The sequence below is a fragment of the Shewanella eurypsychrophilus genome (assembly GCF_007004545.3).
In the GTDB taxonomy this organism is placed as follows: Bacteria; Pseudomonadota; Gammaproteobacteria; order Enterobacterales; family Shewanellaceae; genus Shewanella; species Shewanella eurypsychrophilus.
Genome location: NZ_CP045503.2, coordinates 265328 through 283837, shown reverse-complemented (window position 1 = coordinate 283837; position 18510 = coordinate 265328). Strand labels below are relative to the sequence as shown.

Sequence of the window (18510 nt, the reverse complement as noted above, 5' to 3'; positions counted from 1 at the left end):
AATGAATATTATTAACGACACTGAGAGGCTAGATATAGGTCATTGAATTTTATGGTGATGGCTAAAATTTAAACGAGACAAGACGTAGCCAATGTTAATCGCCAAGTATCAAGATGTTAAATTCGCATTTACTACTTAAGGGATACTAAATGATGAAGTTCAAATTTTTAATAATTAGTTATAAATTAAGTTCTTTTTAACTACACATGTGATTAGGCAGTCGATATCTTAATAACTGTATTAACTATGATAATAAACACATCAGAAGAAAATTTTATTTTGATCTAGTTCAAAAGTACTATGGCTTAGTGATATTTATGGGTTACCTAACCAAGTTGAATATATTTATGGAAATACCCATAAATATATAATTGATGCATTTTAATTGCTTCTTATGATTGTTTTAACTGTTTATTTAATTGTTTAATGAAATACATAATACCAACATTTCTGTTCTAGAAATAATTGAGAGGGTAATGCCCCCGTTAAGCTGTTATCAGGGCTAGTTATTTTCCTTTAAAGTGAATAGGGGTACACTATGGATACTCAATTCCAGGTAATTATCCATGCAGATCGAAAAGACAGCTGAACTGAACTTGCTATGGGGCACTCTTATTCTCGAAGAGCTTGCTCGTCTTGGCGTAAAACATATATGTATGGCTCCAGGCTCTCGCTCTACGCCGTTAACATTAGCTGCTGCTAAGCAGATAAAACTAAAGCAGCACCTGCATTTTGATGAGCGTGGCTTAGGCTTTATGGCTTTAGGCTTAGCCAAGGCTAGCCAAGCACCTGTTGCGATAATTACCACCTCTGGCACAGCCGTTGCCAACCTTTATCCTGCAATTATCGAGGCTTGGTTAACCCATGTTCCTCTTATCGTGCTATCTGGTGATAGACCGCCAGAGCTCATTGACTGCGGCGCGAACCAGGCGATCATTCAACCGGCGATTTTTGCTCAGTACGCTAAGCAGATAAATCTGCCAACACCCGACATTACGATTCGTCCTGAAGCCCTGCTCACCACACTCGATGAGGCTGTCAGCAATCAAAGCCAGCCTGTACATATCAACTGCATGTATCGTGAACCACTCTACCCATCAACCATGAGTGCAAACTTCACCAAGTACCTCAGTACGCTTGGGAATTGGCAACATGCATCGCAGCCCTATGTGCAATATGGCCAGGCTAAGCAGCAAAGTATGCCAACTCAGGACAGCTTAGCCCGCTTCGTTCACGGTAAAGGGGTGATTATTGCAGGAACACTTACGCCAGAGGAGTCGCCTGAAGCATTAATACTTCTCTCACAGAAGCTAGGGTGGCCACTATTAACAGATGCTCAGTCTCAACTCAGACAGCACCCAGGCGTTATCGGCAATATAGATCAACTTCTGCATCACCCAAAAGCCAAATCACTATTACAGCAGGCAGAACGCGTAATAGTCTTTGGCGGGCGTTTGCTTTCTAAGAGCCTAATTAACTACCTTGCTGAGCAGAAGTGGAAAAGCTACTGGCAGGTATTGCCTCATCACATTCGCTTAGATCCAAGCCACAGCGCTAAACAGGTTTGGCACTGTGATTTAAAGAGTTTCTCGACTCAGTCATGGCCACGCTCCTCTGAGATCAATTGGGCGCTAGAGTTAACTCAGCTTAATGACAAAGTTGAGACTCTGTTTCAGCAGCAAATAGATAATGGCGAGTTCGGTGAAGCGATGATCGTCCGTGCGATAGCCAAAGCCCAGCGGCCCCTTCAGCAACTGTTTATTGGCAACAGTTTGCCAATACGTCTCTACGATATGTATGCTCCAACAACACCTGAATATGGTGTCACCTATACCAACCGTGGCGCCTCGGGTATTGATGGATTACTCGCAACGGCATGCGGCACAGCAAAACATAAAGGGATACCGACAACCCTGATCATTGGTGATATTTCACAGCTGCATGACCTCAATTCACTTGCTATCGCCCGTACAATAGACAGCCCCTTTGTGGTCGTGATCTTAAATAATGACGGTGGTAACATCTTCAATTTGCTGCCTGTACCCGATGAAAAGCTTAGAAACGACTATTATCGCCTCTCCCATGGACTCGAGTTTGGTTATGCTGCCGCTATGTTTGGTTTAGCCTACAATCAAGTGGATGATATTGAGAGTTTCAATGAAGCTTACCAAGATGCCATCGGCTTTAATGGCGCATCAGTTATCGAAGTTACAGTTTCACAAAATCAAGCCAGTGATCAAATAGCTAAAATCGCTTCTTGGGTAAAACAAAACTAATGTTAGCCTTGAGCTGCCATGGCGATAACACTAAACCAGCCTTGGTTATGCTACACGGGTTTCTTGGTGATAAATCTGACTGGAGTGACTTGCTTCGTGAGCTAACTCAGTACTTTTACTGTGTCTGTATCGATCTGCCTGGCCATGGTAAAAGCGAAACAATGACACTTGAAACATCTGGATTTGTCCAAGTTGCCAACGCTATTCAACTATCACTCTCTCAACTCAATATTAGTAAATATCATTTGCTTGGCTACTCACTAGGTGGACGCATTGCCATGCATATTGCCAAGCTACATTATGAGAACCTTCTTAGCCTGAACCTTGAGTCTGCACACCCCGGCCTGATAAATAACAATGACAAAGCTAGCAGACTAAAAAATGATAAACAGTGGAGCTATAAGCTCAGTACTCAAACAATTGAAAGCTTTCTAGTAGATTGGTATCAACAAGGCGTATTTGCCGAGTTATCAACATCTGCCATAGATAACCTAGTCGAAAAGCGCCGTGATAATCACCCGCAATCGCTACAAAGCATTTATTTGCCCACATCACTCGCCCAACAAGAGAATCTTTGGCAACTGCCTAACCAGGTGGAATTCGTTTGCCACTACTACGTCGGCGATAAAGACTGTAAATTTGCAGACCTTGCAAAGCGCTGGCAGAATGTTTCTTCCATCAAGGTTCATACAATAAAAAATGCCGGACATAATGTTCACCTTGCCGCGCCAGCCAGCTTTTGTCAGCAATTAGTCTACCAACTCATCGGAAACCACAAATGATCATATCTTCTGTTCAGCTCTTTTCTTATCAGATCCCTTTAGACAAGCTGCTACCAGTAGGCAGACAGCGTATAGATAAGCGCAAAGGTCTGGTATTACAGCTAGAGGCCATTGAGAATAGTGATGAGACTGGCTCAGAATTAAAGCGAGTTGAACAGGTGGAGATCAGTCCGCTATCTGGCTTAGATGTAGACGCTAATCCACTCTTAGGCTTTAGTCTGGAAAGCTTAGATGATGCCAGCCATCAGCTCAGTAACCTTGTTGATGTTTTAGTCGGTCAACACATTGACCAACTGATTAAGCTTGCGGATAACTCAGACATCCCCTCCCTCGCCTTTGGTTTAAGTTTACTTCACGCTAAGTTAAGTGGGCAGTTAGATGGACATAACTTGTCACTACAAGAGAGCAAAACTGTTCCTCTTATCTATCGAGTCACCGATGAGTCTAAAGAGTGCTTTGACGCACGTATCAGAGCGATACCTACAGACATTCACGCGGTAAAAGTTAAAGTTGCGCAGACTTCACTCGAAGATGAGATTAAGCTGGTGCATCAGATATTAGCAATCAGGCCTGATATAAAGCTAAGACTCGATGCAAATCGGGGCTTCACCTTAGAGCAAGCTATCGAATTTGCCGCCTGCCTGCCTCTCGATGCAGTCGAATATATTGAAGAGCCGTGCATAGACCATAAAGATAATCAAAAATTTTTCCATGCTATCCCAATGCCGTGGGCACTCGATGAAACCCTTAATGATCCAAGCTATCAATTTACTATGCAGCCAGGCTTAACCGCGTTAGTCATCAAACCTATGCTTATAGGTACTTTGGTAAAATTACAAAAGCTGCAGCATGAAGCCGAACATCATGGGGTCCGAACAATCCTGAGTTCAAGTTTAGAAGCAAGCTTAGGCATTGAAGCCCTAGCCAAATTAAGTCGAGTCATGACACCCGATGAGATCCCTGGGCTAGATACACTCTCGGCATTTAGCAAAGATCTGCTCATCAACTCAGGTAAGGCTCAATGTCTAAAGCTTAGCTGCCTCACTGAAATAAAATCGGTTTAATAAAGGAGAGTCCATGACTGGTATCGATACGCACTCTCCGCTTCATCAGGCTGCTAAGTCCCAACCAAACGCTATAGCTATCTCTTGGCATAAAGGTGGCGTTAAACATCAGTTAGATTACCAAACCCTTAGCCAAAGCGTTGTTGCAGTTGGAGAGCAACTTTTGGCTGCTGGGCTAACACGCGGTGATAGACTGGCTTGTATCGACAATAACTCGGTTGAGTTAATCAAGCTTTACTGGGCCTGTATCGATCAGGGCCTGCTTTTTTGCCCTCTATCACCACGCTTCCCAGCAAGTCAGATTAATCTGCTAATTGAGCAGTATCACCTCAAGGCAATTTGGTCTGCTGAGCCAAATAAGGATCTGCTAGGGTGTGAGGCTATAGCTGTAGATTTCTCCAAGCTAGCGCTTTCCAAAAGAGTAGATCTACAAGCCAAATCAATCGATATCCATCAGGCTGCGAATATTATTCTCACCTCAGGTAGCAGTGGCAACCCTAAGGCCGCAGTGCATAGTTTAAGCAATCATATTGCCAGCGCTGAAGGTTCTCGAATGCTGATTTCACTTCAGTCACAAGATCGCTGGTTACTGACCCTACCATTATTTCATATTGGTGGTTTAGCTATCATCAACCGCTGCGCCTTAGCCTGCGCAACTGTTGTTCTCGAAAATAAAACCACTCAGATATCAGAGCAAGTTCAACAAGATGAGATCACTCATCTTTCACTGGTATCGACTCAACTTGTTAGGATATTAAATCAAGATCCCAGCAGCTTGGTCAAGGTAAAGGCGCTACTACTCGGGGGCGGTGCGATATCAGCAAGCCTGATTTCTAAACTAAAACAGCTAAGAGTGACCAGCTATACCAGTTATGGTATGACCGAGATGGGGTCACAGATCACCACAGGCATTGCCAAAGCAGATGCTAGTAGCGGTAAATTATTAGCAAACCGGCGACTCAAAATTCTAGATAGTCATATTCTAGTGAAGGGCGAGACATTGTTTTTAGGCTACCTAAAGCCCTACGCGACAGACAGGAAACAGATTGAACTGACACTAGACTCCGACGGCTGGTTCAACACTAAAGATCGTGGAGAGTGGAATGCGAATGGCGATCTGAAAATTTTAGGCCGTAGTGACAACATGTTTATCTGTGGTGGAGAGAACGTTCAGCCAGAGGAGATAGAGGCGATACTTAAACAACACCCTCAAGTTGAAGACGCTATCCTCTTCCCTCAAGCAGATGAGGAATTTGGCAACCTGCCAGCAGCAATCATCAAAGGCAAGGTCTTTGCTCAAAGTGAGCTTGACGCATTAGTCTGCAAACATGCCGCTCGCTTTAAGCGTCCACGCCATTACTTTCCTTGGCCAGAAATGAAGAGTAACAGCCTAAAGGTGTCACGCAAGCAGGTGATAGAAGAGGTTTTAAAATCTTAGAAACTCGTTCCTAGATTCTAGGTTCTAGGTTCTAGGTTCTAAGAATATAAAAAAACCTGCCGTAGCAGGTTCTAATTACACTTAATAGAATAGAGGGAAAGACTAAGTTTCCATTCGACCTTTAAGCTTATTCATCGCATTTTTCTCAAGCTGCCTGATACGCTCGGCAGATACTTGATACGTTGCGGCTAACTCTTGCAGAGTCGTTTTATCTTCACTTAACCAGCGAGCCTGTAAGATATGCTGACTACGCTCATCGAGTGTTTTAATTGCTGATAACAAGCGAGCCTGGTTGCTAGCTTCTAAGTCATCAGTTTCAACCTGACTAGCAAGGTCTGAAGAGTGATCTTCAAGATAAAGCGCTGGCGCGTAATCTTGGTTATCATCATCGCTATCACTAGTAAGGTCGAATGCGGGATCTTGTGCCGCCATACGCGACTCCATCTCGGTCACATCGGCCTTAGACACACCTAAGTTTTCAGCAACCATACCCACTTCTGCATCGCTAAACCAACCAAGACGCTTCTTCGATTTACGAAGATTAAAGAATAATTTACGCTGAGCCTTAGTGGTCGCTACTTTGACAATACGCCAGTTTTTAAGCACAAACTCATGTATTTCGGCTTTAATCCAATGTACGGCAAAAGAAACCAAGCGCACCCCAACATCAGGATCGAAACGCTTAACCGCCTTCATCAGACCAATATTACCTTCTTGAATAAGATCGGCTTGAGGCAAACCGTAACCGGAATACCCCTTAGCAACATGAACAACGAAACGTAGATGAGACATAATCAGCTTTTTCGCTGCTTGTAGATCACCCGTTTCTTGCAAACGTTTAGCCAAGTCATACTCCTGCCCAGCTTCCAACATTGAGATGTTGTGTGCCGAGTGAACATAAGCTTCTAAGCTGCCACTTGTTTGGGGAACAGCTAACGTCATTGATTGCGTTTGGTTTGTCATTCACGCTCCTACTTTTTCAAAATCTTATTCGTCTAACAAAATACAGCTAATTAACTTTCACAGCCCTATAAGACAGTGTTTTCTGTCGACTTATTACAACACGGTGAAAGAATTTGTAGCAACCTACCCTTTTTCGATAAAGGCAAGCTGATGAACTATCGGCGATCCGACAACTTATGTCAACATGCCTTAAAGGAAATAATTGCTATTAATTGAATATCTCGGTAGAGACGGTTTCCTACCTAGAATAGTTTTGACTCAAAACAGTAGACAAAGCAAATGAAGATTAGTTCATAAAGCTTATTAAGCGAATAAAAGCTATAAGACTGGAAGGTTTATAACCATGAGTCTTATAGCTTGTAATTATGAAGGTTCGATAGCTCTTAAATGATAGCGTACCGACAGATAAGAGCCTAGCCAGCCTAAGAATGAAGCCAAACCAACTAGCTGACCTAATTCGGCCAAAGATAAAGACTGCATCTGCAACTTACTACCATATAAGCCTAGTAATTCGGCCAGAGCACTGTCTAAGTACCAAACCAAAAGGTTGATAATAATCCAAGCTAACACACCACCTATGATACCAAACCAGATCCCAGTATAAAGAAAAGGTCGCTGAATAAAGGCTTCTGTCGCACCCACTAGCTTCATAACCTCGATTTCAGTACGACGATTCATGATGGCTAAACGTATTGTGTTACCTATCACTAGCACCACCGCCAAAACCAGTAAGGCTGCAATTGCCAATACGGTACGCTCAAGCAAATGTACAACGGCTTGAAGACGTTCTAACCACTCTATATCTAAGCGACCAAAGCTCACTTCAGGCTCTAACTCTAATTTTTTAAGCAGTTCACGTGCACCAGTTGGGCTGGAATACCTTAAGTTTGGAGTCACTGTTACCACAGCAGGCAATGGGTTAGTGTCCAAATAAGATAGGGCTTCACCGAATCCAGACAATGCTTGAAACTCTTCCAATGCCTGATCGCGATTAATATAACTGACCTCACTAACCTCAGAATACACTTTAATACGCGTGATTAAGCTCTGAATCGTTCTCTCGCTGCGCGCGTCATCAACAAACAGAGAAATTTCGGCAGCATTATTCCAAGACTGAGTAATTGTCTCAGCATTCTTAACTAAAACCTGCAGCGCGGCAGGTAAGCTAAGGCTAACACCGAGTACAGCCATGGTCATTAATGAGGAGAGGGGGTTGCGCCACAATTCGCCCATGCTGCCCATAGCATGCTGAATATGGCGAATAAAAAACATCACGATACGGCCAGAGATTGGTAATTTACTTCTGATTAACTGAGGCTTCTTGCTCATGTTATTCCCTGTGCTCCGTTAGGCAAATGTTAAAGGAGTTAAACGCTAAATGAATGAGCTAGAGAAGAAGGAAGCTCCTCTGCGCCTAGTACGCTTCCCTGTTTTAGCGTCAAAGTACGGTACTTCATTCTTGCGATAAGCCCCAGATCATGGGTCGCAATAAGCACTGTGGTGCCCGCATCATTAAAGGTTTCAAACAAGCGTAAGATATCCATAGATAACTTAGGATCTAAGTTTCCTGTGGGCTCATCCGCTAATAGTATTGGAGGTTTATTGACGATAGCCCGTGCGATACCGACGCGCTGCTGCTCACCACCTGATAGCATAATAGGTTGATGGCGCTCTTTACCATATAGACCAACCATATCTAATGCGGCAAGCACTCGCTTTTTAATCTCACCATGAGAAAAACCTTCAATCACTAAAGGTAGCGCCACGTTATCGAAAACACTCTTCTCCATTAACAGATGATGATTTTGGAAGATCATGCCTATGTTGCGTCGTAAAAATGGGACATCTTTACGGGATAAGTCAGCAATATTGTGACCATGGATCGACACACGACCGGCACTTGCGCGCTCAACAACTGTGATCAATTTGAGCAAGGTACTTTTCCCAGCCCCTGAGTGACCGGTCAAAAAAGCCATTTCACCTTTCTTAAGGTGAAAATTCACATCCGTAAGCGCTTTCTGCCCACCCGGATAAACTTTACTTACCTGCTCAAATTGAATCATCTATTTCTCATTTCTCTCTGAAAGAGTCTGGTCTAGGCGCTAAATAAGTTACTTATTCTCATCACTCTCTTGAGTAAACAGCGCATCGACAAAGTCTTTGGCATTGAAAGTGCGAAGATCATCAATCTGCTCTCCGACGCCGATATGACGTATAGGGATCCCAAACTTATCGGCAATGGCGAAGATCACCCCACCTTTTGCCGTACCATCTAGCTTACTGATAGTAATCCCCGTTACACCTACCGCTTTCTTGAACAGATCAGCCTGACTAATCGCATTCTGTCCTGTGCCCGCATCTAAGGTCAACATCACCTCATGGGGGGCATTTTCATCCAACTTCTTCATCACCCGAACGACTTTCTTCAGTTCGTCCATCAAGTGAGCCTTATTCTGCAAACGGCCTGCGGTGTCGGCAATTAATACGTCAACATTTCGGGCTCGTGCTGCTTGCAAGGCATCAAACAATACAGAGGCACTGTCAGCACCAGTGTGCTGAGCAATGACGGGAATATCATTACGCTGTCCCCATACTTGCAACTGCTCAACCGCAGCAGCACGGAAGGTATCACCTGCTGCTAACATAACCGATTTACCTTGAGCCTGATACTGTTTGGCAAGCTTTCCTATGGTTGTTGTCTTACCAACACCATTGACACCTACCATCAAGATAACAAAAGGACCATCTGCATTTTCAGGGACCAGTGGAATAGAAACAGGCTCTAATGTCTTCTGCATCTCTTCTCGAAGCAGCTCATAGAGGGCTTCACCATCTTTAAGCTGCTTGCGGCTTGCTTGCTCGGTCAGGCTATCGATAAGACGTGTGGTGGTTTCGACGCCAACATCAGCAATAAGCAACTGCTCTTCGAGTTCTTCAAAAAGATCATCATCAATCTTCTTGCCTTTAAACAGACCAACGAAGCCACTACCAATGTTCTCACTGGTACGCTTTAAGCCACGCTTCAATCGAGCAAAGAATCCCTCTTTAACAGGTTTTACCTGAGGTTCAGGCTGCAGCTCTACGTCGACCTCTGCTGTTTCTGCTGCAAGAGCCTCTGCTGCACTTTCAGCTTCAAGGCGTTCAGCCTCTATGCGCGCAGCTTCTGCAGCTTTTTCTGCTTCGAGACGTTCTGCCTCAACTCTTTGAGCTTCAAGACGTTCAGCTTCAACTCTTTGAGCCTCACTTTGAGCCTCAAGACGTTCTGTTTCAACTCTTTGAGCCTCAAGACGTTCTGTTTCAACTCTTTGAGCCTCAAGACGTTCTGTTTCAACTCTTTGAGCCTCAAGACGTTCTGTTTCAACTCTTTGAGCCTCAAGACGTTCTGTTTCAACTCTTTGAGCTTCAAGACGCTCTGTTTCAACTCTTTGAGCTTCAAGACGTTCAGATTCAACTCTTTGAGCTTCAAGACGTTCTGTTTCAACTCTTTGAGCTTCAAGACGTTCTGTTTCAACTCTTTGAGCTTCAAGACGTTCAGATTCAGCTCTTTGAGCTTCAAGACGTTCAGATTCAACTCTTTGAGCTTCAAGACGTGCTGTTTCTACTTTTTCAGCCTCAAGATGTTCAGCTTCAAGACGTGCTGCCTCTGCTTTTTCTACTTCAAGACGTTCAGCTTCAAGACGTTCTGCCTCATTACGAGCAAGCGCATCTTGATCTTGCTGATTATCACTCGCCTCAGTTGCAACTGGAGTTGTAACTTCTGCTTCTGGCGCCTTTACTTCATCTTTCGATTTATCTTTGCGGAACCAGGAAAAAAAACCTTTCTTTGCCATGTGTACGTCCAGTGCTCAACTAACGATCAAAAATTCTCTATCCCACTTTGATTTAAGGGATCTCTTTATGGCCGCTATTATACCCAATAGTGAGAAAAATTAACCTGCAGATACAGAGTTATATAAAGCTAAACTGCACAAAATTTACAGGATAACCTGAGGTTTTCACCATTTTTGTAAGCTTTCGGGTAAAATAGCCGACTCAAATTAGCGAGACAGTCTATCACTTTCTCGCTTAGGGCAACATCACAGCTGCATCGGCAGGAAAAAATGGCAAAAAATCGACCCGCTAGCGGACAAGTCCGTATCATTTCAGGGCAATGGCGCTCTCGCCGCCTTCCTATTCACGACCTTGAAGGCTTACGCCCTACGACGGATAGAGTCAGAGAGACTCTATTTAACTGGCTAGCTGGAGATCTTGCTGGTGCAAGAGTACTGGACTGCTTCGGCGGCAGTGGGGCACTGTTTTTCGAATCTCTCTCTCGATACGCTAGTTATGGAAAGGTTTTTGAACTGCAAGCTAACGCGGCTGAGCAGCTAAACAAAAACCTTCAAACACTTAAGTGTGACCCCACAACAGCTGATGTAGTAAAGGGGGACACGCTCAAACTATTAGCAATTGCACCTACTGAAGGTTTCGATATTGTTTATATCGATCCCCCTTTCAGAAAGGAGCTCGCCGAAAAGAGTATTCAGTTAATCGACGAAAACAACTGGCTTAAAGAGAATGCTCAAATTTATGTAGAAACTGAAAGTGAGCAGGCTCAACTTCAGGTGCCAGCCAATTGGGTACAGCTCAAAGAGAAAAAGGCCGGTCAGGTTTTATATCGCTTATATCAATATCAGCCTTAAGCTACGAGCTACGAACTACGAGCTACGAGCTACGAGCTACGAGCTACGAAAGAATATACCAATAAAGAGAAACTGAATGAATTTTATTGTAAAAACAGGAAAAGCTATTACTCTACTTGCCTGGTTTTTGATGGCCTACAATTTAATCATGCCCTTTGATGGCGATATCGCTGTCATTCTAAATATATTGTTTGCAGTGACCATCTTTATGCACTGCTTTCAAGTCATCATCTTCCATACCCTGTTCAAGTCGCTTTTAACCTTAAGCAAATCAGACTACTTCAGCGTGTTTACCTTCGGAATATTTAGCCTGCTTAAGTATCGTAGTCAGGTGATACAAAAATTAGCAAAGAGCAGCTAATTTTTTAAGTTCCTAGGCTCTAGAACCTAGGAATATTTTTAGTCACCTTCTAAGTAGACCGCCTCCCTTGAATTAACAGTGCGATAAAATAGAGCCCACCAACGATGGCGACTAATGTCCCAGCCGCTATCTGAGACGGGTAAACTAAATTCTGTCCTAACCAGTCTGAGAAAATCATCAGTCCCGAGCCAATCATGGCCGCTACGGGTATCTGTAACTCCGCTCTTTTTGCACCTAAGATCACCGCCATATGGGGCGCAAGCAGTCCAACAAAGGCTACCGGTCCCATGGTTGCCGTCACAGCGCCACAAAGCAATGCCACGCAGCAAAGCAACAACACGAAAGCTTTGGGCACATCGAGTCCCCGAGCTTTAGCAAACTCTCGCCCAGTAGAGATAAGTGTTAACCAACGTACTGTGAGCAGTGCAAAACCGATGAGTAACCCCACTGCAGCCACCAATATTAGTGCCGACATAGGTGTGACGCGGTAGGTCGAACCCGCGAGCCAACTTAAAATGGTATAGGAAGTTTCATCACCTCGAGCTAGGGCAAACTGCACCATAGCCTCAATCAATGCGGTCAGGGCGATACCCGTTAAAATCAACATAGATGGCGCATATTGGTGTCGCTTACCTAATATAAGCAGCAAGCCAAGCACCGACATACTACCGATAAAGGCAAGAGCCGTTGTACCTTCGAAGATATTGAGCCCGAGAAAGATACTTCCGCCAACTAGGGCTAATGTCGCACCCGCCGAGATACCTAAGATATCCGGGCTGGCTAGTGGGTTATAAATAAGTCTTTGTAATAGTACACCTGCCACCGCTAGGCCTGCTCCGGATGCAATAGAGGTCAGTAGTCTTGGCCAGCGGATCTCCCAACCAAAGGCATCTGGCAGTGAAAACAGCCAAACAATCTCCAGCTCTACGGTTGCCTTAGAGATAAACAAAGAGATGATCGTGAGGGCCAGTAAGCATAATGCCATCAAGGGCAGAGCCTTGGAGGTCATCTGGTAACGGCTCTTAGGTAGCGACAAGGATAGCTGATCTTGAGCCCCCATCTTACGCCTGGTAAACCAGATAAGCGCTGGGGCACCAATCAGTGCAGCAGCCGTACCAGACGGCACAAGGTCGAACGTGTAGATGCTCATCAACATCGCCAAGGCATCAGTTGCCACCAGCACCAAAGCGCCTAATAACATACTAAATAGTAACTCATCCTTCGGGGTTCTCGCACCGAGCTGACGGGCGATATTGGGCGCGAGTAGCCCGATGAAACTTATCACACCAACAGCGGTGATTGAGGAAGCTACCAACCAAAGGCCAACAGCAAACAGACCTAAAAATGCTGGGATGATATTGAGACCGCGAGCGGCTGCGCCTGCTTGGCCCATGCGCAGCAAGGATAATATTCGCGGTGCAAAGATGAAGATCAGTACTGCAGCCGATAACCTTGGTAGTAACCATTGCACCTGCTGCCAGCCATTCTGAGCGAGATCGCCCGCTCCCCAAATAAACAGGTTTTTGGCGTATTGATCGTTAAGCAGAATGATCGCCGTCGCTATCGCGCCAAGCAAGATATTGACCGCCATGCCTGCTAGCACTACTGGCAAGCCAGACATGTTACGAATACCTGCAATCAAGATCACTAAGCCTAGCGTTAACATGGCACCAAGCATGGCTGCAAATGAGGCATACTCGCCCACCGCACTAGGGAAAAATACATTAACGATAACTAGGGCTAACCAGGCCCCCGAAGCAGTGCCTAAGGTAAGTGGCGACACGAGTGGATTTTGGGTCAGTTGCTGCATCAAGCTGCCCACTAATCCCAACATTGCTCCTACTAGGATGGCCATCACAATACGAGGTAGCTGAGATTCAACAAACATGATCTCATCAAAGCTGTTAGCCAGTAACTGCCTTTGGGAGAAGCTTTTTAACAGCTCCCACTGGCTCGACAGCGAGATCTGAGTATCAACTTGAGCCGAGATAGCCACAAACAGTAGCAAGAGAGCAAAGGTGCTCGAATAACGAATAAATTGGTCCCGTGGCATTATTGGTATGTCTCGCCTGTTGCTGTAGGTGTGGTATCAAGTTTAGAAACTGAATTAACTTCAGTCTCGCTATAAGGGTCAAGCTTAATAGGCGCTATTTCTAACAAGCTGCGGGTTAACGCAGCAGCCATATATTCAATCGAAATCGCACCGCCATAGTTCCATGCAGATTCAACACTATTCATCCGTTGACCGCGAACAAAGGGCATAGCCTGCCACATTACGCTAGCTTCTAATTCAGCCTCTTGGGCAAAAGGTTGAAAATAAAGTGCGATACCATCCCCCACGTGACGCAACTCTTTTAGTCGCTTCTGTCTTGCCCCCCATTGAGTTCTCCCCTGCTCAATCGCAGGCTTCATACCAAGCAAAGAAAGCGCATATTGCGCTGTAGAGTTATCCCCAAACTGATAAATTGAGGTCATGCTAGCAAATCTAAAGCTGGTGACTTTTGGCAGAGTGCCTGCGTAAGCTTGTTCCAGTTGCTGTCTCATAGTGGCAATCTTGATCTCCATCTCTGCAAGCCTTGCCTTTGCAAACTGCTCGCGTCCAAGTGCTTTAGCCAGCAGCTTGAAGTTGTCGATCGCCGCTTGAGCATTGTCGTGGTGTTCGCTATAGGTTTGATAAAAAAGCACAGGGGCTATCAGTTCAAGTTTTGGCATTAGATCTAACTGAGGTGATGCGATAATAATCAGGTCTGGCTTAAGTGCCGCTAACCTTTGAAAGTTTGGCTCTACTCGGGTACCAATATTTAACACTGAATCGGGTACTGCTGGCTTCATCACCCATTCCCGATAGCCATCGATATCTGGCATGGCAATTGGAATGACACCAAGCTCTAAAACCTGCTCGGCAATATCCCAATTGAGGGCTGCAACTCTGGTGGGAGTTTTCACTAACTGCTGCTGGCCACGGCTATCTTCAACCGTGATCTCTGCATGACTGACACTCGACAATAGCGATAGAAGAGTGACAGCAGTAATAAAACGAACAGAAGCTAACATACAACGGCCACTTTATGGTCTAGCTCAGGGTGATCGATCAATTGCACTGGGGTCGAATAAAGATCCGACAACAACTTCTCATCCAGCAAGACATCAACCTCCCCCGTGAAAGCAATCTTGCCCGCTTTTAATGCCAAAATATGAGTCGCATAACGTAGAGCTAGGTTTAGATCATGCAAAATAACGATGACGCCTTTACCGGTGCGTTTATTGAGTTCACTAAGCAATTGCATTAATTGGTATTGATGTTGAATATCTAAGGCGGAAGTCGGTTCATCCAAAATGAGTAGGTCGGCTTGCTGGGCAAGTAACATAGCAACCCAAGTGCGTTGACGCTCACCACCTGAGAGTTGATCGGCAAGGATATCCTTGAACTCTTCGACCCCAGTTTCACACATGGCATTATGGATGATTTCATCATCTTCTTTGCGCCATCTACCCAATGCTCCACGCCATGGAAAACGTCCCAGCCGAACCAATTCAGCGACATTCAGTCCAGCAACTTCAGGCAGTTTCTGCGGCAGATACGCCACGGTTTGCGCGAGCTCCTTAGCACCATATGCACTCAAGGGCTTATTAGCTAGAGTCACTTCCCCCTCTTCCGGCGAGAACTGATTAGCGAGCAGATTAACTAATGTCGATTTACCCGAGCCATTGTGGCCAAGTACAACTGTAAGTGCGTGAGGATCTATTGATAATTCATCAATATCCAGAATAGTACGTTCACTGCGGATAACTTTGACATTGGTTAATTGATACATCTTTTCTTTTGCCTTAATCGAGGACAATTGTCACAAACGGTGCCCGATTTGGTTTTATAGACTGAGCAGCAACTAGTACGGCTCAACTTAAGTTTATTGTCTAGCTTGGATAGATAAAGAGAGGCTAAATGTTTATTCGAGATATTGAATGCTGACAACCATAACGTCGCATGATGTAAAACAAGGCTATCTGTCATCTCTGAGTGCTGCTTTTGCACCTCGAGTAATTTAGCCAGTATCGCATCTGCGACTAAGTGCTGTACAAAACCCGGACGACACCTTAACCATAGATCCAGCTCGACTCTATAATGCTCGAACATCTGCGACAATTGTTGACCCGCCTTGTGGATCAAGCATGCATAATCGCCCCGGGTACATTCCACTTCGTTCAACCTGAATCCGGCTATCAAGCCATGTTTTTGATGCTGAGCCATATGACTCAGGTTAGGCAGTGACTTCATACTATAGATAGCAGTAAAGGCTAAATAGAGTGGCTGCCAGGTTAAAAGATCCCAGCTACGAGTTAACCAGTATACCTTTTCTGCTTCTGGGCTGTTGGTTTGAAGACCACGGTAGAGCGACTTGATCTGCACCAGATTTGAACCTTGCGTTGAAATCATCTCTTTAGTCGAACGGCCAAGCTCCCCCTTCAAATAGGGAGTGACTCGCTCACATTGCTTAAAGAGTTGCGCTAAAACGGCTTGGCTCATCTAAACCCTCCAAAATTGATGCACTATGGCGGAGAATCGAGCTCCGCCATAGTGAGTAGCTAGAAGTTGTACTTAATGTTCAATTCGACAGTTCGTTCTGCGCCATACCAGCAATTCATCGAGTCGTAGCAAGTGTAATACTCCTCGTTGAATAGATTATTAGCGATAAGCGTCATGCTCGCGCCATTTAAGTTACTGCTTAATGTACTCAGGTCATAACCAAGAGACAGATCAACTAAGGTATATGAATCAACCTTATCCGTGTTATTTGCATCCATCTGCATCTCGCCGACATAACGCACGCCACCACCGATACGCGTGCCGCTGAGGACGCCAGAATCTATGTAATAATTAGTCCATAGTGTCGCCGTATGCTCGGGTACATAGATGGGCGTCTTACCCTGAAGATCGTTACCACTGTCTTTGGTGATCTCCATATCTATATAGGTGTAGCTGGCTAAAATATCGAAACTGTCCGTCAGGTACCACTGCCCCTCGAGCTCGACTCCTTGGGATTGCACCTCACCAACCTGGAGTTTATTTCCCCAGGGGTCGCTCGGATCTGCCATCAGGGCATCGCTCTTCACTATGTTGAAATAGGAGATGCTGGCCGTCATATCCTGAGCCGGCGAGATATACTTGAGCCCCGCCTCAAACTGCTCACCGAGTTCAGGTTTATAAGTGCTGCCATCGGACTTAGTGCCGGCCGCAGGCTCGAAACTCGTGGCGTAGCTCATAAAGGGAGAGACGCCATTATCGAACTCATACATGGCACCGACACGGTAAGAGAACTGATTATGATTGGCTTCACTCTTGGCATCACTATCGGCGTACTGACTCGAAGCGCTAAAGTCATCGAAACGGCCACCGGCGATCAGGATAAGCTTGTCTATACGTAGCTGGTCCTGAAAGTAGAAGCCTAACTGCTCAAGTTTTACATTGTCTCTGGCTTCATAGGTAGAGGTCAGTTTGCTCGGATCTATCATGTCATTATTTGGATTAAAGATATTGAAATCACCAAACTGGCTAGTGGTACCAAACTCAGAGTATGCAGACGTTCCACTCATCCTCTGGTAATCGACCCCGATCAACACATTGTGTTCTAGATTACCGGTATAGAAGTTACCCGATAACTGGTTATCGACCGTATAACCGCTAGAGTCTTCATCGGTACTGTAGATATTTCTGTCTAAGTTCCCCGTGACCGGGTCGAAGTTACCCGCCACATGATAGGTATTTTCCTGATGCAGCTGAGCATCCAGATAACGGAAACTCTGTAGGAAAGACCAATTATCGTTGAAATCATGATTTAGCTTATAACCCGCCATCCAGAATTCACGCTCGAAGCTACTCCAATTTTTATCACCGGCAAAGGTTGATGGGCTGGTACTGCCCGCTGGATTATCATAGATCATTCCCGAAGCCGGCAAAGATGAGTTCATCCCCATGGCAGGATCATTTTGATAGTAAAGATTGAAGTTGATATAGGTGCTATCTGATATGTTCCAATCTAAGGAAGGTGCAAAAACGTAGCGCTCCTCTTCGGTATGATCTACCTGGCCATCTTTCTTCCGGGCTAGGGCTATTATGCGGTATGAAAAATCACTGTCACCGATCTGACCCGTAGTATCGATCGAAGCTTCCATCAGGTTATTTGAACCTGTAGCAGCAGTGATCTCTGTGTTAGCTGTAGTCTGCGGTGTTTTGGCGATCATATTCACCATGCCACCCGGTGGCATAGAGCCATAAAGTACAGATGTCGGTCCTTTGAAGACCTCAACTTGCTCAATGGCAATAGGATCTATCTGAGGCTGTAGGTTCCAGCCTGTTAATGACTGAAGTACTAGGCCATCGTAGTAACTTTGGCTCACATCGAAACCACGAATATTAAAGGTGTCATACATGGTCACCGCGCCACCTTTTTGCTCGGTAGTCACGCCCGGAACATAACGGAGCGCCTGATTTAACGATTTTACACCACGCTCTTTGAGCAGCTCGCTGTCGATAATCGTGATCCCCTGTGGGGTATCTTCAGGAAGTAGCGAGGTCTTAGTTGCCGTATTGCGATATGCATGACCGAGTACGGTAATCGTCTCCATCTGAGGAACTTCAATCACTAGTTCATCTTCTGTCGCAGCAAAAGCCGAAATTGAAAATGATAATGATAATGATAATGATAATGAAGATGTGATCGCCATCGCTAAGACTGTGCGATGAAATACCCTATTACGCTTACTTGAGACCATGGAGCCCTCTACTAATTCCGGTTAAGCACGCCCAAAAGTGATTAAGTAATTCAACTTCACCTTTGAGAATATAAATGAGAATGATTATCAGGCGTGAATAGTATAGGCTTTAGCGGAGAGAAAATTAACAATTTGGTGCATGATGAATGTAAATTTTGAGTTAGTTCATAGGA

Annotated in this window: 15 protein-coding genes; 6 read left to right on the top strand and 9 right to left on the bottom strand. The window is 45.0% G+C overall.

All coding sequences use genetic code 11. The annotated features are described in order from the left end of the window. Positions 1-566 precede the first annotated feature (566 nt). The 4 genes from menD to menE are packed head-to-tail and all read left to right on the top strand — an operon-like array spanning position 567 to position 5560. Positions 567-2276 carry a 2-succinyl-5-enolpyruvyl-6-hydroxy-3-cyclohexene-1-carboxylic-acid synthase gene (gene menD, locus FM038_RS01245; RefSeq protein ID WP_142873035.1) on the top strand — a complete coding sequence of 570 codons (1710 nt, stop codon included), beginning with the start codon at positions 567-569 and terminating at the stop codon, positions 2274-2276. Continuing rightward, positions 2276-3058 (top strand): 2-succinyl-6-hydroxy-2,4-cyclohexadiene-1-carboxylate synthase, encoded by a 783-nt coding sequence (gene menH / locus FM038_RS01240; RefSeq protein ID WP_142873036.1) that lies wholly within the window; start codon positions 2276-2278, stop codon positions 3056-3058. The genes menD and menH overlap by 1 nt, the downstream gene beginning before the upstream one ends. Continuing rightward, positions 3055-4122, top strand: coding sequence for an o-succinylbenzoate synthase (menC, locus tag FM038_RS01235; RefSeq protein WP_142873037.1), 1068 nt, complete (start codon positions 3055-3057; stop codon positions 4120-4122). The genes menH and menC overlap by 4 nt, the downstream gene beginning before the upstream one ends. 13 nt (positions 4123-4135) lie before the next feature. Then, complete coding sequence (menE, locus tag FM038_RS01230) at positions 4136-5560, top strand: o-succinylbenzoate--CoA ligase (RefSeq protein WP_142873038.1); 1425 nt, start codon at positions 4136-4138, stop codon at positions 5558-5560. A 102-nt stretch (positions 5561-5662) separates the two neighbouring features. Here the strand turns inward: menE and rpoH are convergent, their stop codons facing one another. The 4 genes from rpoH to ftsY form a co-directional block, all read right to left on the bottom strand. After that, on the bottom strand, positions 5663-6523 hold the full coding sequence (gene rpoH, locus FM038_RS01225) for an RNA polymerase sigma factor RpoH (RefSeq protein ID WP_142873039.1): 861 nt from the start codon (positions 6521-6523) through the stop codon (positions 5663-5665). Positions 6524-6886: 363 nt separating this feature from the next. Further along, positions 6887-7852, bottom strand: a complete 966-nt coding sequence (gene ftsX, locus FM038_RS01220; RefSeq protein WP_142873040.1) for a permease-like cell division protein FtsX — start codon at positions 7850-7852, stop codon at positions 6887-6889. A 38-nt stretch (positions 7853-7890) separates the two neighbouring features. Then, positions 7891-8586, bottom strand: coding sequence for a cell division ATP-binding protein FtsE (gene ftsE, locus FM038_RS01215; RefSeq protein WP_142873041.1), 696 nt, complete (start codon positions 8584-8586; stop codon positions 7891-7893). Between the two features lie 48 nt (positions 8587-8634). After that, a complete protein-coding gene (ftsY, locus tag FM038_RS01210) occupies positions 8635-10353 on the bottom strand; it encodes a signal recognition particle-docking protein FtsY (protein WP_142873042.1) in 1719 nt (572 codons plus the stop codon). Between the two features lie 270 nt (positions 10354-10623). On the opposite strand from ftsY, the gene rsmD reads away from it, so the two are divergent. Together rsmD and FM038_RS01200 are read left to right on the top strand one after the other, a co-directional pair. Further along, positions 10624-11205, top strand: coding sequence for a 16S rRNA (guanine(966)-N(2))-methyltransferase RsmD (rsmD, locus tag FM038_RS01205; protein WP_142873043.1), 582 nt, complete (start codon positions 10624-10626; stop codon positions 11203-11205). A gap of 76 nt (positions 11206-11281) precedes the next feature. Continuing rightward, a complete protein-coding gene (locus tag FM038_RS01200; RefSeq protein ID WP_142873044.1) occupies positions 11282-11566 on the top strand; it encodes a DUF1145 domain-containing protein in 285 nt (94 codons plus the stop codon). 49 nt (positions 11567-11615) lie between these two features. Here FM038_RS01200 and fhuB read toward each other — a convergent pair whose 3' ends face one another. From fhuB to FM038_RS01175, 5 genes are read right to left on the bottom strand one after another with little or no spacing between them, the layout of a single operon-like run. Further along, positions 11616-13619: a Fe(3+)-hydroxamate ABC transporter permease FhuB gene (fhuB, locus tag FM038_RS01195; RefSeq protein WP_142873045.1), complete on the bottom strand. Its 2004-nt coding sequence runs from the start codon at positions 13617-13619 to the stop codon at positions 11616-11618. After that, entirely contained in the window at positions 13619-14620 is a 1002-nt protein-coding gene (locus tag FM038_RS01190; protein WP_142873046.1) for an iron-siderophore ABC transporter substrate-binding protein, read from the bottom strand. The genes fhuB and FM038_RS01190 overlap by 1 nt, the downstream gene beginning before the upstream one ends. Beyond that, positions 14614-15381, bottom strand: a complete 768-nt coding sequence (locus FM038_RS01185) for an ABC transporter ATP-binding protein (RefSeq protein ID WP_142873047.1) — start codon at positions 15379-15381, stop codon at positions 14614-14616. Before FM038_RS01185 ends, FM038_RS01190 begins: the two co-directional genes overlap by 7 nt. Further along, complete coding sequence (locus tag FM038_RS01180; RefSeq protein WP_142873048.1) at positions 15369-16091, bottom strand: siderophore ferric iron reductase; 723 nt, start codon at positions 16089-16091, stop codon at positions 15369-15371. Before FM038_RS01180 ends, FM038_RS01185 begins: the two co-directional genes overlap by 13 nt. Positions 16092-16150: 59 nt before the next feature. Then, a complete protein-coding gene (locus FM038_RS01175) occupies positions 16151-18337 on the bottom strand; it encodes a TonB-dependent siderophore receptor (protein ID WP_199242721.1) in 2187 nt (728 codons plus the stop codon). Positions 18338-18510: the final 173 nt, after the last annotated feature.